Annotated in this window: 20 protein-coding genes; 15 read left to right on the top strand and 5 right to left on the bottom strand. The window is 40.5% G+C overall.

Annotated features, from left to right (window positions below):
• Positions 1 to 244: 244 nt before the first annotated feature.
• The 5 genes from DD649_RS15680 to hpaR form a co-directional block, all read right to left on the bottom strand.
• Entirely contained in the window at positions 245 to 595 is a 351-nt protein-coding gene (locus DD649_RS15680; RefSeq protein ID WP_336430944.1) for a hypothetical protein, read from the bottom strand.
• Positions 592 to 5,862 (bottom strand): DUF637 domain-containing protein, encoded by a 5,271-nt coding sequence (locus DD649_RS15675; protein WP_336430943.1) that lies wholly within the window; start codon positions 5,860 to 5,862, stop codon positions 592 to 594. Before DD649_RS15675 ends, DD649_RS15680 begins: the two co-directional genes overlap by 4 nt.
• A 24-nt stretch (positions 5,863 to 5,886) precedes the next feature.
• A complete protein-coding gene (locus DD649_RS15670) occupies positions 5,887 to 7,560 on the bottom strand; it encodes a ShlB/FhaC/HecB family hemolysin secretion/activation protein (RefSeq protein WP_294108638.1) in 1,674 nt (557 codons plus the stop codon).
• A 292-nt stretch (positions 7,561 to 7,852) separates the two neighbouring features.
• Positions 7,853 to 8,017 carry a hypothetical protein gene (locus DD649_RS15665; RefSeq protein ID WP_294350107.1) on the bottom strand — a complete coding sequence of 55 codons (165 nt, stop codon included), beginning with the start codon at positions 8,015 to 8,017 and terminating at the stop codon, positions 7,853 to 7,855.
• A gap of 113 nt (positions 8,018 to 8,130) precedes the next feature.
• Positions 8,131 to 8,592: a homoprotocatechuate degradation operon regulator HpaR gene (gene hpaR, locus DD649_RS15660; RefSeq protein WP_336430942.1), complete on the bottom strand. Its 462-nt coding sequence runs from the start codon at positions 8,590 to 8,592 to the stop codon at positions 8,131 to 8,133.
• A gap of 405 nt (positions 8,593 to 8,997) precedes the next feature.
• Between hpaR and DD649_RS15655 the strand changes: the two genes are divergently transcribed.
• The 15 genes from DD649_RS15655 to DD649_RS15585 all read left to right on the top strand — a co-directional run bounded on the left by DD649_RS15655 (position 8,998) and on the right by DD649_RS15585 (position 25,099).
• Positions 8,998 to 9,627, top strand: a complete 630-nt coding sequence (locus tag DD649_RS15655) for a fumarylacetoacetate hydrolase family protein (RefSeq protein ID WP_294108635.1) — start codon at positions 8,998 to 9,000, stop codon at positions 9,625 to 9,627.
• Between the two features lies 1 nt (position 9,628).
• On the top strand, positions 9,629 to 10,396 hold the full coding sequence (locus tag DD649_RS15650; RefSeq protein ID WP_294108633.1) for a fumarylacetoacetate hydrolase family protein: 768 nt from the start codon (positions 9,629 to 9,631) through the stop codon (positions 10,394 to 10,396).
• Complete coding sequence (gene hpaE / locus DD649_RS15645; RefSeq protein ID WP_336430941.1) at positions 10,396 to 11,862, top strand: 5-carboxymethyl-2-hydroxymuconate semialdehyde dehydrogenase; 1,467 nt, start codon at positions 10,396 to 10,398, stop codon at positions 11,860 to 11,862. Before DD649_RS15650 ends, hpaE begins: the two co-directional genes overlap by 1 nt.
• A gap of 383 nt (positions 11,863 to 12,245) precedes the next feature.
• Positions 12,246 to 13,127 carry a 3,4-dihydroxyphenylacetate 2,3-dioxygenase gene (gene hpaD / locus DD649_RS15640; RefSeq protein ID WP_294108625.1) on the top strand — a complete coding sequence of 294 codons (882 nt, stop codon included), beginning with the start codon at positions 12,246 to 12,248 and terminating at the stop codon, positions 13,125 to 13,127.
• A 9-nt stretch (positions 13,128 to 13,136) separates the two neighbouring features.
• Positions 13,137 to 13,520: a 5-carboxymethyl-2-hydroxymuconate Delta-isomerase gene (locus tag DD649_RS15635; protein WP_336430940.1), complete on the top strand. Its 384-nt coding sequence runs from the start codon at positions 13,137 to 13,139 to the stop codon at positions 13,518 to 13,520.
• Between the two features lie 43 nt (positions 13,521 to 13,563).
• Complete coding sequence (locus tag DD649_RS15630; RefSeq protein WP_336430939.1) at positions 13,564 to 14,790, top strand: Bcr/CflA family multidrug efflux MFS transporter; 1,227 nt, start codon at positions 13,564 to 13,566, stop codon at positions 14,788 to 14,790.
• Positions 14,787 to 16,250 (top strand): NAD-dependent succinate-semialdehyde dehydrogenase, encoded by a 1,464-nt coding sequence (locus DD649_RS15625; protein ID WP_294108619.1) that lies wholly within the window; start codon positions 14,787 to 14,789, stop codon positions 16,248 to 16,250. The genes DD649_RS15630 and DD649_RS15625 overlap by 4 nt, the downstream gene beginning before the upstream one ends.
• Positions 16,251 to 16,488: 238 nt before the next feature.
• Positions 16,489 to 17,292: a 2-oxo-hept-4-ene-1,7-dioate hydratase gene (hpaH, locus tag DD649_RS15620; RefSeq protein WP_294108615.1), complete on the top strand. Its 804-nt coding sequence runs from the start codon at positions 16,489 to 16,491 to the stop codon at positions 17,290 to 17,292.
• 10 nt (positions 17,293 to 17,302) lie between these two features.
• Positions 17,303 to 18,109, top strand: coding sequence for a 4-hydroxy-2-oxoheptanedioate aldolase (hpaI, locus tag DD649_RS15615; RefSeq protein WP_294108613.1), 807 nt, complete (start codon positions 17,303 to 17,305; stop codon positions 18,107 to 18,109).
• Positions 18,110 to 18,418: 309 nt separating this feature from the next.
• Complete coding sequence (hpaX, locus tag DD649_RS15610) at positions 18,419 to 19,789, top strand: 4-hydroxyphenylacetate permease (protein ID WP_294108611.1); 1,371 nt, start codon at positions 18,419 to 18,421, stop codon at positions 19,787 to 19,789.
• 304 nt (positions 19,790 to 20,093) lie between these two features.
• A complete protein-coding gene (hpaA, locus tag DD649_RS15605; RefSeq protein WP_294108609.1) occupies positions 20,094 to 20,975 on the top strand; it encodes a 4-hydroxyphenylacetate catabolism regulatory protein HpaA in 882 nt (293 codons plus the stop codon).
• Between the two features lie 455 nt (positions 20,976 to 21,430).
• Complete coding sequence (gene hpaB, locus DD649_RS15600; protein ID WP_294108607.1) at positions 21,431 to 22,993, top strand: 4-hydroxyphenylacetate 3-monooxygenase, oxygenase component; 1,563 nt, start codon at positions 21,431 to 21,433, stop codon at positions 22,991 to 22,993.
• 21 nt (positions 22,994 to 23,014) lie between these two features.
• Positions 23,015 to 23,533 (top strand): 4-hydroxyphenylacetate 3-monooxygenase, reductase component, encoded by a 519-nt coding sequence (hpaC, locus tag DD649_RS15595; protein WP_294108605.1) that lies wholly within the window; start codon positions 23,015 to 23,017, stop codon positions 23,531 to 23,533.
• Between the two features lie 314 nt (positions 23,534 to 23,847).
• Positions 23,848 to 24,633, top strand: a complete 786-nt coding sequence (locus DD649_RS15590; RefSeq protein WP_294108603.1) for a helix-turn-helix domain-containing protein — start codon at positions 23,848 to 23,850, stop codon at positions 24,631 to 24,633.
• Positions 24,623 to 25,099 carry a hypothetical protein gene (locus DD649_RS15585; protein WP_294108601.1) on the top strand — a complete coding sequence of 159 codons (477 nt, stop codon included), beginning with the start codon at positions 24,623 to 24,625 and terminating at the stop codon, positions 25,097 to 25,099. The genes DD649_RS15590 and DD649_RS15585 overlap by 11 nt, the downstream gene beginning before the upstream one ends.
• Positions 25,100 to 25,180 lie beyond the last annotated feature (81 nt).

Raw genomic sequence — 25,180 nt, 5'->3', positions numbered from 1 at the left:
TCTCTAGGTCTATATGCTTGTGAAATCCTTATGTCTGTTGGTTTAACTCCTCCATAAACTTGATTTGTACATCTATTTGGGTTAGATTTTTTTTGTAACATAATTCATATGAATTCGAATAAAAATTCAAAATATCATTTATGCTATCTTCATTTTTTTGATAGCCCCTAAGCATCAATAGCCAAAAGCTAGGATAGTCTCCATAATCCTAGCTTTTGTATAGCTCTACTTCTTTATATTAATTTCACTCAGCATTATATGCTTGCTTAGATAACTCTAAAGCAATTATTAACTTTAGCTTGGGTAGTTTTTTTTTGATTTCCTTTGAGTACTCATCAACCGTTCTGATATGCACGTCATAAATTGAGTTATTAATTCTAGATATTTCAAAGTCAATAACTTTATCCCCATTGACTAATAGTGTATATAGTTCCTCACCTTGATCTGGTGTTACCTGTAAGACATATACACTTTTAATTTCTTGAAAATTCTGAATAAGAAAATTGGTTATTTCTTTATCCCCCATAATTAATGGAGAACGTTTTGCAAGGTTTTCTCTTATCTCTTGCTCTAATTTGGAATTTATTAATTTCATGGTAGCCGCCCAGGATGTGCCGTTATAAGATTACCTTGGATATCAGTTAAAACAGTCATTGTCTTTGTTGGTTGATATCCATTAAATTTATCAGTACCAATATTTTTATCTAGTGTAATAACTCGCTCAAATGTAGATATATCTTCATATTTTCTAACCTTGCTAATTGGAACAGATGATATATTGTTACTCTCAAGTATTATTTTTAAATCCGATTGACTAATAGTAAATTGGCTCGCATTTTTATCAGAAAAATGCCGAGCAAGTACATGATTCCAACCAGATTTATTATCTCCAATTTTTACATTAATACGAGATTGAACAATAGGATGCTCTAAACTAGATTTAGGAACCATGGTATTAGAGCCATTATAAACTCTATAGCCATTGGATGTCGTACCTATAAGTCCTCTTGATGTTATTTTTATTGAAACTTTCTCGACTAAATTTACGCCTCCTTTTGCAACCCCGACACCGCCAGCAAACGTACCTGCTATATCAAAAATTAATTTACCACTTTCAACCCCTGCTTTGAATGCTCCCTCAGTTCCTGCTTTTTGATACTCAGCTTCCATATTGTTAAGTCGTGAAATATATGACTGTCTGAGCGAGTCAGTCATAATACTTAATGTATCATCACTCATCAAAACAGCTCTTAGAGCTGTATACGTTTCTTTAGGGTTACTTGCTAAGTTGGCCAAACCATTAATTGTTTCATATAACCCTGCTGGGATACCACCTATCATTCCTGCACCAAATGCAGCATCTTGGTCAATATCGATATAAAGCCATTTCATTGCAACGAGTGTCTTTTTGAAATCATTAGTTTCTGCTGCAAGTTCTTTATTCTTTAATTCATCTTGATGATGCGATAGGTAATTATAACGAAATGTGGTTTCTGCGGCGTCTGCACCACTGTATACCCCTCCGGCATTACCTGTGAATATCGCACCAGCAAACCCACCAAATGCCCGAGCAAACTGCGCTTGAGCTTCAGATTTATTTTGCCATTCCTCTGCTTTTATGGTGTTGTCCCCTAAGGAAATAGCGGCTAATTCAGCCGCTAATGCACCAACAATCGCACCGCGTGAATTGGCTTGTTTAATTTCTGCAGATAACCCCGAAAGTGCCGCATGACTAATCATTTTCCCGGGGCGGCCTAAAATTTCACCATTGTCGCCAATCAGTTTTGCGCCTTCGGCATTGATTTGGCTGCCGATATTACTCAATAAGGCATTTTTAAAATTATCGGTAAAGCTACCACCTTGTATCGTGGTATTTACCGTTGAACTGATAACGGATTGTGCTGCAACTCGTTGGGCGACTTTGCTCCAATCGCCATTGGCAAGTAACGGTAATTTGGCATCAGCGGGGTTACCTTTAGTCCACTCCATTTTGATATCAAGGCCATTTAATGCCCCTGAAATGACCATTTGAGTAATAATGGATTTGACGGTATCGCTTTTACCCAGTGAATTTAGTGTTTTGGATAAGTTGCCTTGATTTTCAACCAGAGCGACAGCGGCTTGAGAGGTAAGTGCGGTCATACCAGAGTAAGCTGCGCCTGAAATTACCGCAGCGGTTGTACCAGTTGCACCTGTTGCTGCCACTGCGCCATCTGCAGCCCAAGAAGCGAGGCCATAACCGGATGTCATCGCCGTGACTGCTATCATAATTAACGCAGAAGCAACTGGATTTAAGCTTTGGCTTTTATAATCCCAGCCATCGTAAGCATCTTGAACTAAATTCCATTGGACATCTTTACGCTCTTTTAACCCTGCTAACCACTTTGTTCCTTCAGTTTGTCCGAGTGAATTTAAGGCATTTTGTAAACTTTGATTATTTTTGGTTTTGATATCTGCCGTAATCCCTTTTGCGGCATCAATGGTTAGTTTTCCACCAATATGCAGGGCAGGCAGTATCCATTTATCTTCTGTATAACCTTTATTGCGTTGAGTGATGTAAAACCCTTTCGAATTGGAAATCACTTCCTCAAAGGTGGTGTTTTTCACCGCTTTGAAATTCACCTTACCGGTTTGGCTGATGATTTTGGCATTCTTGCCTGCATTAATTTTCGTGGCTTCTAAAGTGACATCGTCCTTGGCATAAAGATTAATATCGCCGCCTGCGGTGAATTCAGTCACTTTATTGGTGGTTTCACTGCGTGTTTTTTTAACTTCTTTTTTAGTGATGCAAAGTGTCCATTTATTGCATTTTTTACTTTGCTCTTCATAGTGACTGGTTTCTTCCATGGCTTGCGCATAGAGATATCCGCCTTTTGCCGCGATATCCATAGTACCTTTGGCAACGAGACGAGAAGCTTGGAAAAGAATGCTCCCTTCAGACAAAATAGTCAGAGTTTTACCACTGTTAATTTCAGTACCAATTTGACGGTATAGATCCTCTAACCGTTTCCCTTCTTGTTTACGATAATGGGTTTTGACAGACTCTAACCGAACATTTCCGCCACTGGAAATCGTAATATCACCCAAGGATTTTATTGTGCTGCCTTGCGCGGTGAGTGCGCCATTGGAAGCCAGCGTGACGCCCTTATCACCTGACAGTTGAGCTGCAACATATCGAACATCTTGGTAATCTTCATTCGGGTTAGGGATAGCCGAATAAGTACTGGCTAATAGGCCAATATTACGACCTGAAAGCGCGGTAATTGTGCCTTTGGACTGCACGCTTGCCGCTTGCAAATCAATATCCCGAGCTGCGTTTAACGTCATATTGCCATTAGCAATGAGTTGAGAGCGTAACTCTGGGTAGCGGTTAGTTTTAAACAGATTATCGACATCTTTAATGGCTTTAGAACCCAAAAGGATATCTTGTCCTGTATTCAAAGTGAGAGCTTGACCACTGTTAAAAGTTATACCTCGGGCTTCAATATTTTTACCGGCGGTGAGGCTTATCTCCCCCGAACTTGCCCAACTTCCTATTTTCGTGAGTAAAGCATTGATATTTGCAGCAGGCTCTGAAGCCGCCAGTTTAATTAAAGCTGACTCATCGCGACGAATGAGGATATTGTCATTGGCACTGAGGGTGAGTTTATTCGTTTTTGCTAATTGCGCATTATCAAAAGTGATGTTCTTGCCGGCTTGTACATGTAAAGAATTTGCGGCGTTAATCACGGGAGGAGATAACACATTATCTTTAAAGGCGGATACAGGATTTAAGCTGTATTGAATACTGCCATTTTTGGCTATTAAGGTACTGTCTTTAGCGGTTAAGTTGACTTGTTTTAGATTAAGGTCGTTGTTGGCAATCAGGCTTTGCGATTGATTGGCAACGAGCTGAGCGTTGTTAATATTGATGTTTTGACCCGCTATAATAGAAAGGTCATTGGTTGATTGTAAATTCGAGGAAATGTTTACATTATTGGAATTTAAGATAATGTTTTTTGCGGTTATTGTAGAAAGAGGTATTTTCTCTTGGATTATTTTTTGAATAGAATTTACATTCGTAGGTAATATGTTTTCGATGTTAACCGTATTTTTGAAATCAAGAACTAAATTATTTCCAGAATGAAGTCCGTTTTTTTTATTATTTTTCGTTTCTAAAGTTAGGTAAGATACTTCATTTTTGAGCTTATAATGCAAATTGATAATCAGCTCTTTAAAGTTCCCATAAAGATTGAAAGTCGTACCATTATCTTTACTATTATCAAATTCGTAAATATGATAATTAAGTTTTTGCGCATCATAGTAGGATTTATTATCCAGTTGTCGGCCTGTCATTATAAGGTTTTGAACTGATGAAATTAACCCACCATTATTAATAATATCATTACCATTAATATAGGCATTTTTACCGCTTGTGATTTCACCGGTATGTGCCGATTTATCATAAACGAAAATACTCTGAGCTGAGTTAACAAAGATATTTTCCTTTTCAAAAGCATTGGAAAAATCAGCAACTCCAAACCATTTTTGGGGTAGTGGATTAACAAGAACTGCATTCATTACAACATCATATGAACCACCATGTTCTCGAACGCGAGACACTAATAAATTTTTATGAGTAGAATTAGGGGGAGTAATATTTTCTTTGTATCCATTCGAATCCGTGCTATTCAATAATTTTTGACTCCTAACAACCAAATCCCCCGCATTGGTTTTTATCGTTCCTGATTTGTTTTCTATTAATGTACTTAAATCCCCTTTGGCATTTTTCTGCATCCACAGATTGTCTTGTGCTTGAATGAGCGCGCCATTGCCAGTATTACTCACTGTCTCGGCAAATACACGCATGTCCTTACCTGCAATAACTTGCCCATTATTCGTTAAGGCATTTGTCGCCAATGTAATCTCTTTTGCCGCGTTCACTTTCGCATTGGCGTTAATTTGCAGATTTTTGGTGCTGACATTGATGTCGTTTTTCGCTTGGATATTGCCAGCAAGGGTAATTTTACCATCCACAGTTAGCGTCAAATCGCCTTGGCTGGTTTGTATATTGCTGAGGTTGACACCAACGCCGGCTTCGGTGCTCACCAATTTGACTTGGTTGGCATACATTCCCCCCAAAGCTTTAGTATCGACGGAAATACTCGGTTTAGCGCCCTCTCCCGCAATGGGGGTGACCGTCCCTTTTTGAAAATCGACACGATTGGTACCTTGCATCAGGGTCAAATTTTTTGCTTTGATTTGACCATTCAATTCAGTTGCACGGCTGATAATATCGGCATAGCTTTGTGCTTCAGCATTCATGCCATTTGCTCCAATAACCACACTGCCTTTTTTCACCTCAATCGCAGACAATGCGCCCTTGTTATCCAGAATGGGTTTCCCCGTGGTCAAGGTAATAGCAGGGGTGTTCACAAAACTACAGCCATTGCAGGTAATTCCATTCGGATTGGCAATTAAGACATTGGCGCCTTTGCCTGCCACTTCCAGCTTGCCTTGTAATTCTGAGCGGCTACTGCCTGTAACTTCATTGATAATCAGATTGGCGGCATTCCCCTTTAAATTCGCATTGGCTTTAATTTGCCCTGCAATTTGGGAATTTACATTGGTGGTGGCGTTATTGAGTACCGCACCTTGTTTATCCACGTTGAAGTCTTGGAATTTATTGTGCGATATCCCCGCCCCATTTGGCGTGGCGATATTAATAATCGGAATATTATTTTGTTGGCTGATTTGGGTGTTTTTATCCGCCACCGTTATGGCTGCACCCCAAGCGGGATGTAAAGGATAGACTGCGGTTAAGAAAATAATAATGTAACTTAATATCCGCTTAGGGCGTGAGGGTAATGGTTCATTTAGCATAATTAATCCTTTAAAAACGTAAAGTTACAAAGATAATGAGACCGACCAGTAGGCCGACCAATTGTCTGGTTTAAGTTGTGAGGGATAATGCAAAGGTTTACTGACTAGGAACTGTGAATAAAACAGGCTATTGCCTGTAAAAGAGAGACCTACGGCTCCACCTGCTAAGGTGTCATGTTCAACGTGGTATCTATCTGAGGCGATAAAACCGTAATCTAAAGCACTGATAAAACGAAGTTGTCCAATGGCAGTATTGGCAATGTCTTTGTTGATTTCATTACGCCAATATAGACCCCGATTACCGCTCAATGATTGTTCATGGTAACCGCGAACAGAATACTGCCCGCCAATACTCATGCGTTCAATACCATATAAATTATCGGGTGAATATTGACCATAAAATGAGGTTAAATAGGTCATGCCATTGGTAAAATAATATTGATAGCTGCTACTTAAGCTAAACTTTCGGTAATGGCTGCGAGGTGAGTCTTTCGCAAGTCTGTCAGGTGATGCACCAAAGGCGGATATTCCCCATTCAGCGGCAGGGTTAAACGTGAAGTAACCTTGTCCGAGCGTGGTACTGTACTGTGGAGTAAACGAGAGTGAGGTTAACGTTGGGCTGCTAATCGTTAAAGTCTGGGAGGCCAACTGAGTATTGGCATTTTTATGTTTTAAACTGCCTTGTAATGTGAAACGCTGCTTGCCATCGCGATATATTAAGCGGCTTACATCAAATTGCTGATTGGTATTTTTCACTTCATAACGGTATTGCTGACCAGATGTATGAAACGGTTGTAACGTATTGTTGCGGTAAAATTGGTAGCGGTAAGACCAATAGCCATAAGGCACATTCAAGCTCGCCACAATATAGCGACTATGAGAGGACGAACTTCCAGCCATATCGGTATTAGCCGAGGCAGACCACTGTTCACCCAATCCCAAAGCGGAGTCCACTGTTAAACTGCCCGTAAACAGTTGTTTTCCCGTTGCCTTCATACCTGAATTATCGAGGTTCAGTTGGCTCGTAATGGGCCATTTTTTTCCTTGCTTATGAATAATAATCCGTGAGTAGCCGGTTTGGGTTCCTGGCTGGATATCGATAGTATATTTAGCCGATGATAATCGATTGAGTTGCTCCAACCCTTGTTCAATATCCCGTAGATTTAATATTTTCCCCTGTTGATGGGGATAAATTTGATGAACTAGACGCTCAGGGGAATCCTCAATCTCGATAGTTTCAATTCGCCCTTCAATAATTTGTAATATTAATTGATGTGAAGATAGGTTTTGCTCAGGGACTATCGCTTGAGAGGTAATAAAACCCTGTTCGATATAATAATTAGTGACACGCTTGGTGAGTTCGTGTATTTCGCTTAGGGTGAGGCAGTGTTTGAGATAAGTTGAGGCTAATTGGGTCTGAATTGTGGTGGTGAGGTATGTGGCGCCGACAAATTGGATGTTATCGACAGGGAAACAGCTTTCATCTTGAGGGTGTTTGGAAGCAGCACTATCAAGGGTGATTGTATTTTGTTTTTCCAATAGATTACGTTGATTCAACTCTGACTCTAAGCGTTGTTTTTGTTCAAATTGAATACTTTCCTGTGTGGAGGGCAGTAATTGATTTTCTGAGTAACCATTAGGAGAGATAATGAATAGTAATAAATATAAAAAACGCCACAAAGCTTGATAAATTGTCATGTTGTTTGAGTTTATGTCACAAATGGTAAATTTATCGTAATGTAACTCATTCTCATTAAATGTTTTTAGATAAAAAAAAGATGCCATGAATAAAAATTGATTTTTTTATATTTAATATGTTTTTTTATGTTTTTTAATTTTATTACTTCAATAAGTTATTAGTTAACGGTAAAAATCAATGTTATATATTAATAATCAATCGATTGATTTTAATTGAATGGTTTACTAAAGAATTTGTCACAAATAGCCCTACATGCAATCTCACAATTGCAAAAAAGGAATATGACTAGAATTAGGGAATGCAGCCAACAATGCTGTGGCTTGAAATATGACGAGTAGAGGCGGCAAGAGAAGATAGCTCGAGAAGCATACAACAAGTATGCGACCCGAGTAACTGAGCGTAGCCAACAACGCTGTGGCTCAAAGTATGACTGATATTCATACCCTGAATAAACAAATATTCATACCCTAAATAATTTGAGTTGCAGCTAGGCGGCAAATGAACCTAAATCTAGGAGCATACATAAGTATGTGACTAGAATTGGGGAATGCAGCCAACAACGCTGCGGCTCAAAGAATGACGGGTATGCGTCGTTCGGCGGCTATATGGCTATAATCTGGACTCTCTAACGCAATCAACTCATCCAATAAAGCCGTCAAACGTTTCATTTTTTCGGGTGAAAACGCCTGCTCTATTTTTTGATAGCCTTCTTCGACTTCCTGACGCGCTTGATCGTATAAATCTTGCCCTGCGGGAGTCAGTGAAACATAAAGTTTACGTTGATCGTTCAACGGCTTTAAACGAAAAATCAGCCCTTCACGCTCCATACGCGTCAAAATCCCAGTAAGACTAGGTCTTAGAATACAGGTTTTAACTGATAGCTCATGAAAATCAATTGAACGATTATCAGCTAAAACTCGAATGATACGCCATTGCTGCTCAGTCAAATTGAAAGACTTTAATATCGGTCTGAAAAACCCCATCGCCGTCTCTCTTGCCTGCAAAAGTGCAATTGTCAATGATTCATGCATACGCTTAAAACTCACCACTTAATGAAGGTTATTTAATACCAATAGCGGGTATTACTCATGCGCTGTTTTTTTCATCTCAGCGTTATTTATTGTGATACCAACAATACCAACTAGATTGAAATTAAGACTAGCACGGGAAAATAACAATCTCAAAGAAAACCCTAAAATATTAATGAGTAAACAACACAAAAAAATAACATCGAGTTAAATAATTGTAACAAAATAAATCATTGAGAAATAATAAAACATTAAATAATAAAGGCTTATGTTTGTTCCAATGAATTATGTTAATGAGATCACAATTAAAATTAACATTTTATAAAACTATTGCCTATTTCAAAATTATACTTTATTAATATGTTAATAATTATTTAGTCACTCGTATTTTTTAATGAGGAGTTGTCAATGAAAGGCACCGTTTTCGCTGTTGCCCTCAATCATCAAAGCCAACTTAGCCATTGGCTCAAGGCATTCCAGCAAGCCCCTTATCAAACCCCACCTAAAACGCCCGTGTGGTTTATTAAGCCGCGTAATACGCGAATCAATTCAGGTGACACTATTTTGCACCCAGTGGGTGAAGAAGTGCAAAGTGGCGCGACACTGGCACTGGTCATCAGCAAAAATGCAAGAAAAGTAAGTTCAGAAAATGCACTCGACTTTATTGCGGGTTTTGCTCTTGCCAATGAAGTTAGCCTGCCAGAGGAAACCTTTTATCGTCCGGCTATTAAAGCAAAGTGTCGCGATAGCTTCTGCCCTATTGGCGAAATGATAAAAACGACGTTATCCGCCCCCATTGAGATAATCACTCAAGTTAACGGTAAAGAAGTTGATCGCTGGTCAACAAAAGATCTCATCCGCAATGCCTGTGAATTAGTCGCAGCATTAAGTGACTTTGCTACGCTCAAAGAAGGTGATGTGATTTTACTTGGCACGCCACATCAACGAGTCACCATTAAGCCCGGTGATGAGGTTGTCATTCAAGCGAAAGGTTTTCCAAGTCTGAAAAATACAGTTATTGCGGCAGGAGGACAATAAGATGAAACATGCAAAAATCCTTTATAAAGGAACTGAATATTCAGTTACTGCCGAAGATAATGAAGCCATTAAATTACCTAATGGTGATGTTATTTCAGGTGACTCATCTGATGTTACTTGGTTACCCCCCGCTCAAGGTACCTTGTTCGCACTAGGATTGAACTATGCGGATCATGCCGCTGAATTAGAATTTAAAGCCCCTGAAGAGCCGTTAATTTTTATCAAAGCAGAAAATAGTCTAACAGGTCACCGACAAGTCTCTGTTCGCCCTGATAATGTTGAATACATGCATTATGAATCTGAGCTTGTGGTAGTCATGGGCAAAACGGCTCATAAAGTTTCGCAAGAAGATGCGATGGATTATGTCGCAGGCTATACCGTTTGTAATGACTATGCTATTCGCGATTATTTAGAGAATTATTATCGTCCAAACCTGCGAGTAAAAAGCCGTGATACCCTCACGCCAATCGGGCCTTGGATTATCGATAAGTCTGATATTAAAGATCCTCACAATTTGGCTTTATATACCTATGTCAACGGTGAATTGCGCCAAAAAGGTACCACTGCGGATCTCATTTTTAATATCCCATTTTTAATTGCCTACCTCAGCGATTTTATGACATTACAACCAGGAGACATGATTGCGACTGGTACACCTAAAGGGCTTTCTGATGTCGTTCCTGGGGATGAAGTTATTGTCGAAGTCGAAGGTGTCGGCAGGCTGATAAATACCATTATCAGTGAAAAAGATTATGAGGAAATAGTGTAATGACGCAGATTAACCATTGGATCAACGGTAAAAACGTTGCCAGCAAAGCATATTTTGAAACCACGAACCCCGCTACAGGTGAAGTATTAGCCGAAGTTGCCTCAGGTGGACAAGACGAAATCAATCAAGCAGTTGCAGCAGCAAAAGACGCTTTCCCTAAATGGGCTAATACACCGATGAAAGAACGTGCTCGCCTGATGCGCCGTCTCGGTGAGCTAATAGATGAAAACGTACCACAAATTGCGGAAATGGAAACCAACGATACCGGTTTACCTATCCATCAAACCAAAAATGTGTTGATCCCAAGAGCATCTCATAACTTTGAGTTTTTCGCCGAAATTTGTCAGCAGATGAATGGTCGTACTTATCCTGTAGACGACAAAATGATGAACTATACTTTAGTTCAGCCAGTAGGTGTTTGTGCGCTAATTTCCCCATGGAACGTGCCGTTTATGACAGCGACATGGAAAACGGCTCCTTGTTTGGCTCTGGGTAATACCGCCGTACTAAAAATGTCTGAATTATCGCCACTTTCTGCCAATCGTTTAGGTGAACTTGCCCTTGAAGCGGGTATTCCAGCTGGCGTACTTAACGTCGTTCAGGGCTATGGCAGCACTGCCGGAGATGCATTAGTTAAGCATCACGATGTTCGTGCCGTTTCCTTTACCGGTGGTACTTCGACGGGCCGCATGATCATGCAAAATGCAGGTCTGAAAAAATATTCGATGGAACTTGGCGGCAAATCGCCGGTTCTGGTGTTTGAAGATGCGGATATTGAGCGTGCCCTCGATGCTGCCTTGTTCACTATTTTCTCAATTAATGGTGAACGTTGCACCGCAGGTTCTCGTATCTTCATTCAAGAAAGTATTTACCCTGAATTCGTCAAACGTTTTGCAGAACGCGCAAACCGCCTGATCGTGGGCGACCCTACCGACCCGAAAACACAAGTCGGCGCACTTATCAGCCAACAACATTGGGACAAAGTCTCAGGCTATATTCGTATCGGCATGGAAGAAGGCGCAACGCTGCTAGCGGGTGGGCCAGACAAACCAAGCGATCTCCCCGCTCATCTACGTAATGGTCATTTCTTACGTCCAACCGTTTTAGCGGATGTAGACAACCGTATGCGTGTAGCTCAAGAAGAAATATTTGGCCCTGTCGCTTGTCTGATCCCTTTCAAAACAGAAGAAGATGGCCTGCGTATGGCAAATGACATTGAATATGGCCTTGCTTCTTACATTTGGACACAAGATGTCAGCAAAGTTCTGCGTTTATCGCGCAGTATCGAAGCCGGGATGGTTTTTGTAAATACCCAAAATGTCCGCGACCTACGTCAACCATTTGGTGGTGTAAAAGCCTCTGGTGTCGGTCGTGAAGGTGGCGAGTACAGCTTTGATGTCTTTGCCGAAATGAAGAACGTTTGTATCTCTTTCGGTGATCACAACATTCCACGCTGGGGTGTATGATTTATCAAGTTATTTTTATAATATTTATCAATTAGATACCTATAAAAATTTGAACTGTAAATAATTAACAACAAGTAATAGCTACAACAAATTATGGGTAAACTCGTTCCTTACCCTAAACATGGGTAAACTCGTTCCTTACCCTAAATAGTTTGAGTTGTAGCAAGGCGGCAAACGATGACATCTCGCGGAGCATACATAAGTATGTGATTCGAGCAGAATGAAGCCAACACAGCTACACCATTGTTTATTCTAAATAGTTCGCGGTGTAGCAAGGCGGCAAACGATGGTATCTCGGGGAGCATACATTAGTATGTGACTCGAGTGGCAGAGTGAAGCCAACACAGCTACAACGTGAAGTATGACGAATAAAGGGGAATAAAATGGGTAAATTAGTACTTGCAGCCAAAGTAACACACGTCCCATCAATGTACCTGTCGGAAATTCCGGGGAAAAACTTCGGTTGCCGCCAATCTGCCATTGATGGACACAAAGAAATCAGCCGTCGCTGTCGTGAACTTGGCGTCGATACTATTATTGTTTTTGATACTCACTGGCTGGTCAATAGTGCGTATCACATCAACTGTGCCGATCACTTCAAAGGTATTTACACCAGTAATGAACTCCCTCACTTTATTCGTGATATGGAATATGACTATCTGGGTAATTCAGAACTAGGTCGTATGATTGGTGAAGAGGCGCGCAAGCTGGGCGTTCGTGCTCAATCTCATGAAATTCCAAGTCTCACTCTTGAATATGCGACACTCGTTCCAATGCGTTATATGAATAGTGATCGCCATTTTAAAGTGATTTCTATCTCTGCTTTTTGTACTTCTCATAGTTTTGAAGATAGCCGTAAACTCGGTGAAGCTGTACTCACCGCCATTGACAAATATGATGGTACTGTCGCTGTTCTCGCGAGTGGCTCATTGTCTCACCGCTTTATTGATGACCAAAAAGCAGAAGATGGTATGAACAGCTACACCCGTGAATTTGACGAGCAAATGGATAAACGTGTCGTGAAATTATGGCGTGAAGGCCGCTTTGAAGAATTCTGCAAAATGCTACCTGAATATGCGGATTATTGTTATGGCGAAGGCCACATGCATGACACAGTTATGTTATTAGGTCTGTTAGGTTGGGATAAATATGCAGAACAAGTTGAGATTTTAACCGACTTATTTGCAAGTTCAGGCACAGGGCAATTAAATGCCATTTTCCCACTGCCTAGCTATATTACTGATAAACAAGTCACTAACGCTTAAGGAATTAACATGCCTCATTTTTACGCTGAATGTACTGATAATATTCGTGATGAAGCGGCGCTACCAACGCTATTTGCTAAAATCAATGAAGCATTAGCAGGCACGGGTATTTTTCCATTAGCCGGTATTCGTAGCCGCGCTATTTGGTTAGATACTTGGCAAATGGCAGACGGCAAGCAAGATTATGCTTTTGTCCATATGACGCTAAAAATTGGGGCAGGCCGTTCCCTTGAAGATAGACAAAAAACAGGTGAAATGCTGTTCACACTGATTAAAGCGCATTTTGCTGATTTGATGACGAAACGCTACCTTGCCCTATCTTTCACCATGGAAGAGTTAGATCCTGTACTGAATTATAAGCAAAACAATGTTCATGCATTGTTTAAATCATGATGGCGTAAAACGTTATAAATAACATCAGTAATAAGGGGCGGTTATGGTGACTAAATTCGATCAGCAAATACCTAAATGGCTTATTCCGCTACTCGGTTCCCTTGTCGCTTTTGGCCCCTTATCGATTGATATGTACCTTCCGGCTCTTCCGCAAATGGGATTAGCTTTACAAGCAACACAAGACCAAATGCAATATACCCTTGGGGCTTTCTTTGCAGGTTTTTGTGTCGGCATGCTGTTTTATGGTCCCTTAAGTGACTTATTAGGCCGCCGAAAAATGTTATTAAGTGGATTGGCTATTTTTACCATCGCAAGCCTGTTGTGCGCGCAAGCGACTGATGCTAATTCACTAATTATTTTCAGAGCGTTACAAGCTTTTGGAAGTGGCGCAGCTATTGTAATGGCAAGGGCAATTGCTCGAGATGTTTATCCATCTAACGAACTGCCTAGGGTTTTATCATTAATGACGTTAGTCACCATGATTGCGCCTTTACTCGCACCGTTGCTTGGCGGTTTTTTATTGATCCATTTTCAGTGGCAAGTGATTTTCTATCTTCTTGCACTGATTGGTTTAACGTCTGTATGCACGATTTTTTTACTCCTTCCTGAAACCTTAGTGCATGAACAAGGAAAGCAAAATTTAATTGCAGTGGCCTTTCGCAATTACAGCCAAATTATCACCGATAAAGAGGCCATGAGCATTATTGGCACGATGGCGTTCTCTTTCGCCGGTATGTTTGCTTTTATCAGTGGCTCTCCATTTGTTTATATTAACTATTTTGGTGTTTCTGAGCAGTATTATGGCCTGCTTTTTGGCTGCAATATATTAGGTATGATTGTGATGCTATTGCTCAATGTCAGGTTGCTCAAGGTGTATAGCTTAAATCGCATACTCGGTATGCAAAGTGGGATTCAATTACTTTTTGGCGTGTTATTGCTCATTTTCTACCAACAAAGCCTGTCTATTATTGTTATCCTAGTTGTGCTGTTCCTATCAATGGTTAATGCCATCGGCACCAACAGCTTATCATTGTTACTGCAACATCGCGGAAAAATCGCCGGTAGCGCCAGTGCGTTAGCAATTTCAATTCAATTTGCATTGGCGGCACTTGCCAGTGTTGCAGTTTCTGTATTACAGGATAAATCCCCATTTGCTATGGCACTCGTTATGGCAATTTGTGCCGGACTGAGTTTCACAAGCCAACGCTTGTCAGCTAAAAATGTTCACGCACAAATTCACTCGGTGTCTTCGGAGAAAAACGAAAAATGAGCATAAATACTAATTCAACATTATTCCGTCAACAGGCTTATATAAACGGCCAATGGGTTGATGCGAACGATAAAGCTGTTTTTGATGTCACCAATCCAGCCAACGGCGAAATCATTGCCAAAGTCAGTAATGTGGGCGCATTAGAAACACAAAATGCTATTGATGCGGCGCAAAAGGCACTCCCCGCTTGGCGGGCTAAAAGTGCTAAAGAACGTAGCCAAATCCTGAATAAATGGTTCCGTTTAATGATGGATAACCAAAAAGAATTAGCGCAATTACTTAGTACCGAGCAAGGCAAGTCCATCACTGAATCAATGGGTGAAATTGCTTATGGCGCAAGTTTCATCGAGTGGTTCGCCGAAGAAGGCAAGCGCACCTATGGAGAAACGATTCCATCTCCCCTACCCGGTCGTCGCTTAGTCACCATCAAACAGCCCGTTGGTGTAGTTGCGGCTATCACACCTTGGAATTTTCCAAATGCAATGATCACCCGTAAAGTCGGTCCAGCCCTTGCTGCCGGTTGTACTATGGTACTCAAACCTGCGGCCGAAACACCGTTATCTGCACTGGCTTTAGCTGCCCTAGGCGAAGAAGCTGGGATCCCTGCAGGCGTATTCAATATTGTGCCAGGTACTGATGCACAAGCCATTGGTGGCGTGCTTACCTCTAGCCCAATTGTCCGCAAATTAACTTTCACCGGTTCGACGCGCGTCGGTAAATTATTGATGGCGCAATGTGCTGATACCGTAAAGAAAATGTCTCTCGAACTAGGCGGCAATGCGCCATTTATCGTCTTTGACGATGCAGATTTAGATTCAGCAGTTCAAGGCGCATTAGCGGCTAAGTTTCGTAACAGCGGACAAACCTGCGTTTGTGCTAACCGAATTTTAGTGCAAGAAGGTGTCTACGATGAATTCGCAGCTCGTCTAGCTAAAGCCGTGAGCGCCCTAAAAATTGGCCCTGCCACTCAAGCAGATTCAGAACAAGGCCCTCTGATTAACCAAGCTGCAATTGATAAAGTTAGTGAACATATCGCTGATGCGGTTTCCCACGGTGCAAAAGTTATTGCAGGTGGAAAACCCGCCAGTTTAGGTGGATTATTTTTTGAGCCGACAGTTTTAGTTGGCGTCACCAAATCAATGAAAGTTGCAAAAGAAGAAACTTTTGGTCCGTTAGCACCGCTGTTTAAATTCCGTGACGAACAAGAAGCCATTTCTCTTGCCAATGACACTGAATTTGGTTTGGCCTCATACTTTTATTCAAGAGATATCGGCAGAATCTACCGCGTTGCAGAGGCATTAGAAAGCGGCATGGTCGGTATTAATGAAGGCATTATTTCAAACGAAGTCGCTCCATTCGGCGGCATCAAGCAATCAGGACTAGGCCGTGAAGGTTCACGCTACGGAATTGAAGATTATCTGGAAGTGAAATATCTCTGCTTTGGTGGGCTATCCCACTAGTGAAGTTATGGGCTATTTTTGAAGAAATACAAGTATACAGTTAGAAATATACATAATTTCAACTTAGAGCTAATTAAAAAATCGCTCTCTAAATTATGTTACTCAAAATAATTCGTATTACAGCTAGGCGGCAAACGCGTTAATCCCTAGGAGCATACATAAGTATGTGACTAGGGTTAAGGCGCGCAGCCAACAACGCTGTAATGCGAAGTATGAAGAGTAGCCTGGAGCCTTAACAATGTTACAGAAAGAAATGATTTCACAGATTGCCCACCGCCTAAACCAGGCTGAAAAAACCCGTGAGCAAATCCGTCAAATCTCACTGGACCACCCAGAGATAACCATTGAAGACGCCTATGCAATTCAACGTGAATGGGTTGGATTGAAACTTTCAGAAGGACGCGTCGTAAAAGGTCATAAAATTGGTTTAACCTCAAAAGCCATGCAGGCTAGCTCGCAAATTGATGAGCCTGATTACGGCGCGCTTCTCGACGATATGTTTTTTAATGATGGTTGTGATATTCCCATTGACCGCTTTATTGTTCCGCGCATCGAGGTTGAATTGGCATTCGTATTAGCGAAACCCCTACGTGGTCCTAACTGTACAATATTTGATGTCTATAACGCGACCGATTACGTGATCCCTGCGTTAGAGTTGATCGATGCCCGTTGTCATAATGTCGATCCAGAAACAAATCGCCCACGTAAAGTCTTCGACACTATCTCCGATAACGCTGCAAATGCTGCGGTTATTTTAGGTGGAAGACCGATTAAACCGCGCGATCTCGATATGCGTTGGATCAGTGCATTACTGTATCGCAACGGTGTCATTGAAGAGTCTGGTGTAGCAGCAGCAGTGCTTAACCATCCCGCTAATGGGGTTGCATGGTTAGCCAACAAACTGGCACCACACAATGTTGAACTTGAACCCGGCCAAATCATTCTTGGTGGTTCATTTACGCGCCCTGTTCCTGCCCGTCGAGGAGATGTTTTCCACGTTGACTACGGCGTAATGGGCTCAATTAGCTGCCGTTTCGTTTAAGGAAATTGCCATGGATATCTTACACAATAAATTCAAAGCGGCACTAAAAAGCGGTCAGCCACAAATCGGCTTATGGCTTGGATTATGTAGCCCATACAGCGCTGAATTAGTGGCAGGGGCGGGGTTTGATTGGTTATTAATTGATGGCGAACATGCGCCTAATAATATCCAAACAACATTATCTCAGTTACAAGCTATCGCTGCCTACCCTTCTCAACCCGTTGTACGTCCACCGTGGAATGACCCTGTTATTATCAAACAACTGTTAGATATCGGTGCGCAAACATTATTGCTACCTATGGTACAAAATGCAGAACAAGCCCAACAAGCAGTACGTGCGACGCGTTATCCACCAGCCGGTATTCGTGGTGTTGGCAGCGCATTAGCGCGTGCATCACGCTGGAATCGTGTACCTGATTACCTGCAACGCGCCAATGATGAGATGTGTGTGATTGTGCAGGTAGAAACCCGTGAAGCTATTAAAAATTTACCTGAAATATTACAAGTTGAAGGGGTTGATGGCGTCTTTATTGGTCCGGCAGATCTCAGTGCTGATATGGGTTTTTCCGGTAATCCAAATCACCCGGAAGTTAAAGCGGCGATTGAAAAAGCGATAACACAAATTCGCGCAGCAGGTATTGCGCCGGGCATTCTCATGGCTGCGCCCGATATTGCTGAACACTATATTAAACTCGGTGCACTTTTTGTTGCCGTCGGCGTTGACACCACATTGCTAGCTCGTTCAGCAGAAGCACTTGCCGCTAAATTTGGTAAAACAGTATCAGGAATTACCTCAAGTTCTCCTAGCGTTTATTAACAAATAGGACATGAGGCAGTAGTGAGAACTTTTAAATAACCCAACCCTACAAACGGTTTATTTAGAAGATTAGAAAAAAACAACATTCAACAATGCAAAGCAGGCGCTTTATCGCAGCCTAGGGGTTTTTCTGCGCCCTTAATATAGCCAAATTAATTCAAGTTATCATTTAAGTTATCGTCAGGCGGTCAATATATTTTACTAGTCACCGATAAAAAACAGGATTAGAAAATACTAAATACCACTGATATAACAGTATGTTGAATAAAAATGGATATTGCTTTCAATGCATAAAATTGAGGGTCTACAATGAGTCATTCACAACATACCGCTGGCGATAATCCCGCTCAGCAACATAAAAATTTAACTGAGCCACAACAACGGGTCATTAATAAATTATTTAAACGTCTCATCGTCTTTTTATTTGTATTATTTGTTTTTTCATTCTTAGACCGCATTAATATTGGCTTTGCGGGTCTCACTATGGGCAAAGATATTGGACTGTCGTCCACTATGTTTGGCTTAGCCGCAACACTGTTTTATGTCACTTACGTTATTTTTGGTATTCCTAGCAATATTATGCTGGGTATTGTCGGCGCACGCCGCTGGATAGCCACCATTATGGTACTTTGGGGCATCGCCTCAACTGCCACCATGTTTGCTACGGGGCCGACCAGTTTATATGTATTACGCATGTTGGTCGGTATTGCTGAAGCGGGTTTCTTACCAGGTATCTTAGTGTATTTAACCTATTGGTTTCCAGCCTATTTCCGCGCTCGTGCCAATGCCTTATTTATGATTGCGATGCCAGTAACTATGGCATTTGGTTCTATCGCGTCCGGTTATATTCTAGGTTTGGATGGGGTTCTAAATCTTAAGGGCTGGCAGTGGTTGTTCTTACTTGAAGGTTTCCCTTCTGTGATCCTTGGTGGGCTAGTTTGGTTCTATTTAGATGATTCACCTAAAAAAGCCAAATGGTTAACTCAAGAAGATAAAGACACGTTACAAGAGATGATGGATAAAGATCAGCTTGAGCTTGTACAACCCCATGGTTCTAAAAGCCAAACGGCACTGCAAAACACGAGTTTGTGGAAAGAAATTTTCACCCCAGTAATATTGATGTATACCGTCGCTTATTTCTGCTTAACCAATACCCTAAGCGCCATTAATATTTGGACGCCGCAAATTATGCAAAGCTTTAATCAAGGTAGCAGCAATGCCATGATCGGCTTACTTACGGCTATTCCGCAATTTTGTACTATTCTCGGTATGATTTATTGGAGTCGGCGTTCTGACCGTCTGCAAGAACGAAAGATGCATACTGCCTTGCCGTTCTTATTTGCCGCCGCAGGTTGGATCTTAGCGGCTATGACGAGCCACCCGATGATCCAATTACTTGGGATCATTATGGCATCAACCGGGTCGTTTACGGCCATGGCTGTTTTTTGGACCACACCTGACCAGTCGATCAGTTTCCGCGCTCGCGCAATCGGTATTGCGGTTATCAATGCAACAGGTAATATAGGTTCAGCCGTGAGTCCACTATTGATTGGTTGGCTGAAAGATCAAACAGGTAGCTTCAACTCTGGCCTCTACTTTGTGGCCGGTTTACTGGTTATCGGCGCACTGATCGTCATCGCTATCCCAATGAAAAAATCACGCCCAAGAGCAACACCGTAAAATAGTAACGGTCGAATTTTAAAAACTGAATGCTGCAATAATTTGAAAAAATTGAATTTATTTAGCCCTCCCTAAATGTTGTTCAAAATAATTCAAGTTGCAGCTAGGCGGCAAGCAAGCTAATCCCTAGGAGCATACACGAGTATGTGACTAGGGTTATCTTGTGCAGCCAACAACACTGCGACTTGAAGAATGAAGAACAATTCGAGTTGTAGCTAGGCGGCAAGCGAAGTTACCTCGAGGAGCATACAAAAGTATGTGACCCGAGTAACTGAACGCAGCCAACAACGCTACAGGAAGAAGAATGAAGGGTATAATAGCGAATATCGATTTAGGCACAGACTACGACGAAACCCAAGGCAACGACGACGTCCACTACCAAACCTTCGGCAACATGGCCGCTTTTTTTGGTCGTGATATGCAGGCACATCGCCACGATGGTTTTTTCCAGCTTCATTATCTTGAAACTGGCCATATCACTTTGCAGCTTGATGAGTCCCGTTATTCAGTGCAGGCGCCATTATTTATTTTAACTCCCCCTTCTGTGGCTCATGCCTTTTTTACTCAAGAAGATACTGATGGCCATGTTTTAACAGTGCGCCAAGACTTAATATCACCTTTACTTGAGTCCCTTTATCCCACCAATCGTGATCTTGTTGAGGTTCCTGCTATTTGTTTATCTGTTGCTGATAAACCCGATGATATTCATACGTTTAGTCATTACTGGGCATTAATGGCACGAGAATCGGCTAATACTGATAAAGGCCGAGATCAAGTCCTTTCATCCTTAGCTCAAGCCTTATTTACTTTTTTGTTAAGATCGATTCCCCTTGATGACCACCACATCACGGGAGTTCGAGGTGAACACCGTCTATTTCAACGTTTTAACCAGTTTATTGACCAATATTATAAGCAACACCTTACTGTTCCTGAGTATGCTCAAAAATTGGGAGTCACAGAATCAAGGCTTAAAGATATGTGTCGCCGATTTGCAAACAGGCCACCTAAGCGATTGATATTTGATAGAATATTGCGAGAAGCCAAACGCATGCTAATCTTTTCGGATAGTCCAGTTTCAGAGATTGCTTATCAACTTGGATTCAAAGATCCCGCTTATTTTGCTCGATTCTTTAACCGCTTAGTAGGTAGCTCCCCAAGCCAATGGCGTGAGCAAAATATTCATTAACACCCCCGATTTAACACTTATCTATGCCATCTTCTATTTTCCATCAAATAATTTTACATATTAAAAACATTTTTGATGTTTTATGTAATTATTTTTAAATATCATTTATCTTGATTACCCACCGACTAAAAATGAAGATAAAGCACAAAAAATATACTATAAAAATATGAAAAAACCCTATTCATTAATATAAAAAAATCAGTAATACGCTAATAAATAACAACATTTATTTAAAAACAACAATTACATTAATATAGAAACATCGTCATGATCACAGTTCTATCACAAATCATCTATTTCAACGAAAAGTACCCGTAAACCTTTCGAAAGTCTCTTTAAAATCACCTCAAAAAGCGATTCAATTAAGAAACACAAAATAAACATAAAATTAACATTATCGCTTGCAACCTTTACCCTACAGCCGCAAGCCCTCTATGTGAGATAACGAGGTAAACATGAAACCCGAAGATTTTCGTTCCGATGCTAAACGCCCTTTTAACAGTCAAGAGTACCTAAAAAGTCTCCAAGATGGCCGTGAAATTTATATCTACGGTGAACGTGTTAAGGATGTGACTACTCACCCAGCATTTCGTAATTCCGCAGCTTCCATAGGACAATTATATGATGCACTCCATGATAGTACGACTCATGACAAGCTTTGCTGGAACACCGACACAGGCAACGGCGGATATACTCATAAATTCTTCCGCTTCGCCAAAAGTGCTGACGAACTACGCCAACAGCGCGACGCCATTGCAGACTGGTCACGCCAAAGCTATGGATGGATGGGACGCACTCCAGACTATAAGGCGGCATTCGCCAGTTGTTTAGGGGCAAATCCTGAATATTATGGCCAGTTCGCAGACAATGCACGAACTTGGTATCAGCGTATTCAAGAAAGTGGCTTATATTTTAACCATGCCATTGTTAACCCACCGATCGACCGCCATAAACCTGCCGATGAAGTTAAAGATGTGTATATAAAACTAGAAAAAGAAACTGATGCAGGTATTATCGTCAGCGGTGCAAAAGTGGTCGCCACTAACTCAGCGTTAACACATTATAATTTTATCGGTTTTGGCTCAGCACAAGTTATGGGCGATAACCCTGATTTTGCACTGATGTTTGTCGCGCCAATGGATGCTGATGGAGTGAAATTAATTTCACGAGCGTCTTATGAATTAGTCGCTGGTGCAACAGGTTCTCCATTTGATTATCCCCTATCAAGCCGTTTTGATGAAAACGATGCCATCTTGATTATGGATCATGTTTTGATTCCATGGGAAAACGTTTTAATTTACCGTGATTTCGACCGCGCGCGTAACTGGGCAGTACAAGGCGGATTCGCACGCCTATTTCCATTACAAGCTTGCGTTCGTTTAGCCGTTAAATTAGATTTCATTACTGGCTTACTACAAAAAAGCCTTGAATGTACTGGGGTACTTGATTTCCGCGGTGTTCAAGCAGACTTAGGTGAAGTTGTTGCATGGCGTAATTTATTCTGGTCATTAACCGATGCCATGACCTCTGAAGCCAAGGCTTGGGAAGGTGGAGCATACTTACCAGATACCCAAGCAATTCAAACTTATCGCGTAATGGCACCAATGGCCTACACGAAAATCAAGAATATAATAGAAAGTAACGTCACGAGCGGCTTGATTTACCTGCCATCAAGTGTTCGGGATATGAATAATCCAGAGATAGATAAATATCTGGCTAAATATGTTCGCGGTTCTAATGGTATGGATCACGTGGAACGTATCAAAATTTTAAAATTAATGTGGGATGCTATCGGTAGTGAATTCGGTGGTCGTCATGAACTGTATGAAATTAACTATGCAGGTAGCCAAGATGAAATTCGTCTGCAATGTCTGCGTCATGCACAAGGTTCTGGCAACATGAAAGCGATGACTGATATGGTTGACCGTTGCCTATCTGATTACGATCAGCACGGTTGGAAACGCCCTCATTTACATAACAACAACGATATTAATCAGTTAGATTTGTTGCTGAAATAATCGGCAACACAGGAGGTCAATATGTCTTTAGAAAATGAACATCGCCTACGTTTCAGAGATGCGATGGCAAGTCTCGGTGCCGCAGTTAACGTCATCACCACTGATGGTACTGAAGGCTGTTGCGGTATTACAGCAACTGCTGTCTGTTCGGTTACCGATACGCCACCGACTTTGATGGTTTGTGTTAACCGCAACAGTGCAATGAATGCGGTCTTTCAAAAGAATGGCCGCCTGTGTGTTAACGTGCTTAGTCATGAACAAGAAGATATGGCGTGTCATTTCGCCGGCATGAAAGGTTCTACAATGGAAGAACGTTTCGGCTGGAACGTTTGGGATAAAGGCATTTTACAGCAACCACAATTAAGAAATGCCCTAGCCAATTTAGAAGGCGAGATAACGCAAGTACAAGATATCGGTACGCATTCCGTCTACATGGTTGAAATGAAACAAATCATCGTCAATGATGAAGGTCATGGCTTAGTTTACTTCAAACGTAAATTTCATCCGGTTATGCACCAGATTTTAGAAACAACAAATTAACTTAACGTTAATAAAATAATTTACTAAGTTATTGAGTTACAAAGAAACCTCTTTTTTAAAGAGGTTTTTTATTTCATCTAAATGCCATTATTGAAAAATTAACTTCATAAATAAAACTTTTAAATTATATAAATAAAAAATAACTTATTGATTTAAAATAAGTTAAAGATTTACACCTATTTGGTTTTATTGACACATCTCAAATTTCAGGTATAAACTAACTCCATACAGTTGTTTATTACTATAAAAAAACCAATCCTAAAATGAAATATTTTATTAATAACCACATTATCTATGATAGCCATCAGGGGCTGTTGTACACTGACGACGTTAATAACGCCATAAAATTAACGACGACCTTAAATCGCTTATTATTAGTACTCGTTCAAAATAATGATGAAGTCCTCGATAGGGAAACGCTACTTCAACGCGTCTGGGACGACTATAATCAAGTTGTTTCTGATAATAACTTAAACAGTAGTGTCTCTGTTTTGCGTCGCCATTTATCCTCCTTTCTTGATGAGGAAATTATTACTACTATTCCTAAAGTAGGTATCAAATTTTCAGCTTCACTGAAATTTGAAGATACAGAAAAAAATGAGGAAAATGAGGTAGAAGGAAATATAAAGGAAAGCATTAATGAAAATACATTAAGTTTCACTACAGAAACCCAAGATTTACCCTCTGTAGAAACTCAATCTAAACCTAGCAACACAAAAAAATCCTATATCCTCAATAATCGATACCTCGAAGTTACACTTATTGTGATTATCATTTTTTGCTTACTCTACTTATTTAAAAGTTACTTTTTTGTTAGCCGTACAGAATATCCTGAGGTAGGAAAGATAGATCAATGTAGCATCCGCTATATTAATAGCTATCATAAACCCGATACAAAGATAATCAATTTCACCACCTTACAAGAGCAACTACTTAAGTTAAACATTGATTGTACAATACCGGCTACGCTTTTTTACTATAATATAGGAACTAGCACTGACGATAAAACTAAAAATAATAATTCATTATTTTTATCATATTGTCCGACTCCCGACAAAAACAGTACAACTATAAGTTGTGATAATATCTATGTTAAATAAAAAAACGACTAAAATCATTGTATTGTTTTTTACTACAATAATGTTAATTTCACTTATTTTGTATCAAAAATACAATAATTATCCCATACCTGATTGTCATTCAGCAGTAAAAATACAATATTTAGATAATAACAAAAATGTTAATGGTTCTTATTTGTTTAGCCTAATACCCAATGTAAATGATTCCAACTATGTGTATCTATTAATAACAGGTGAAATGGACTACGATAATCAAAAATATTTTATTTCACGTAAATTTTTAATAAACTATAAAAAACAAGATGAAAAAATTTTTGCACGGGTAAAAGACATAGCCATTGCACCTAGCGATCAACTCAACAATAAAATTAGCCTATTAGGTGTTCCTCAACTAAACCAAGTTTTTTTAGTTGAAATTAAAAAACTCAGTGATAACTACTATATTTTTGAAGAAAACCTGACCCCTCTTTTTATTTGTGCCATTTAATTCCTTCCTATAAATTCAAAAAAGCGCATCAAATACCCTTAATTTGATGCGTTTATCATTTTATTTCAAAAAACGCGCCTC

It is taken from the genome of Providencia sp., assembly GCF_003533305.1.
GTDB lineage: Bacteria > Pseudomonadota > Gammaproteobacteria > Enterobacterales > Enterobacteriaceae > Providencia.
The sequence above is the reverse complement of the archived record's forward strand: the minus strand, read 5'-3'. Positions and strand labels throughout refer to the sequence as shown.

Excerpts from the sequence above, each read along its gene's own strand:
- DD649_RS15680 (WP_336430944.1), bottom strand. The coding sequence starts at position 595 with ATGAAATTAATAAATTCCAAATTAGAGCAAGAGATAAGAGAAAACCTT.
- DD649_RS15675 (WP_336430943.1), bottom strand. The coding sequence starts at position 5,862 with ATGCTAAATGAACCATTACCCTCACGCCCTAAGCGGATATTAAGTTAC.
- DD649_RS15670 (WP_294108638.1), bottom strand. The coding sequence starts at position 7,560 with ATGACAATTTATCAAGCTTTGTGGCGTTTTTTATATTTATTACTATTC.
- hpaR (WP_336430942.1), bottom strand. The coding sequence starts at position 8,592 with ATGCATGAATCATTGACAATTGCACTTTTGCAGGCAAGAGAGACGGCG.
- DD649_RS15655 (WP_294108635.1), top strand. The coding sequence starts at position 8,998 with ATGAAAGGCACCGTTTTCGCTGTTGCCCTCAATCATCAAAGCCAACTT.
- DD649_RS15650 (WP_294108633.1), top strand. The coding sequence starts at position 9,629 with ATGAAACATGCAAAAATCCTTTATAAAGGAACTGAATATTCAGTTACT.
- hpaE (WP_336430941.1), top strand. The coding sequence starts at position 10,396 with ATGACGCAGATTAACCATTGGATCAACGGTAAAAACGTTGCCAGCAAA.
- hpaD (WP_294108625.1), top strand. The coding sequence starts at position 12,246 with ATGGGTAAATTAGTACTTGCAGCCAAAGTAACACACGTCCCATCAATG.
- DD649_RS15635 (WP_336430940.1), top strand. The coding sequence starts at position 13,137 with ATGCCTCATTTTTACGCTGAATGTACTGATAATATTCGTGATGAAGCG.
- DD649_RS15630 (WP_336430939.1), top strand. The coding sequence starts at position 13,564 with ATGGTGACTAAATTCGATCAGCAAATACCTAAATGGCTTATTCCGCTA.
- DD649_RS15625 (WP_294108619.1), top strand. The coding sequence starts at position 14,787 with ATGAGCATAAATACTAATTCAACATTATTCCGTCAACAGGCTTATATA.
- hpaH (WP_294108615.1), top strand. The coding sequence starts at position 16,489 with ATGTTACAGAAAGAAATGATTTCACAGATTGCCCACCGCCTAAACCAG.
- hpaI (WP_294108613.1), top strand. The coding sequence starts at position 17,303 with ATGGATATCTTACACAATAAATTCAAAGCGGCACTAAAAAGCGGTCAG.
- hpaX (WP_294108611.1), top strand. The coding sequence starts at position 18,419 with ATGAGTCATTCACAACATACCGCTGGCGATAATCCCGCTCAGCAACAT.
- hpaA (WP_294108609.1), top strand. The coding sequence starts at position 20,094 with ATGAAGGGTATAATAGCGAATATCGATTTAGGCACAGACTACGACGAA.
- hpaB (WP_294108607.1), top strand. The coding sequence starts at position 21,431 with ATGAAACCCGAAGATTTTCGTTCCGATGCTAAACGCCCTTTTAACAGT.
- hpaC (WP_294108605.1), top strand. The coding sequence starts at position 23,015 with ATGTCTTTAGAAAATGAACATCGCCTACGTTTCAGAGATGCGATGGCA.
- DD649_RS15585 (WP_294108601.1), top strand. The coding sequence starts at position 24,623 with ATGTTAAATAAAAAAACGACTAAAATCATTGTATTGTTTTTTACTACA.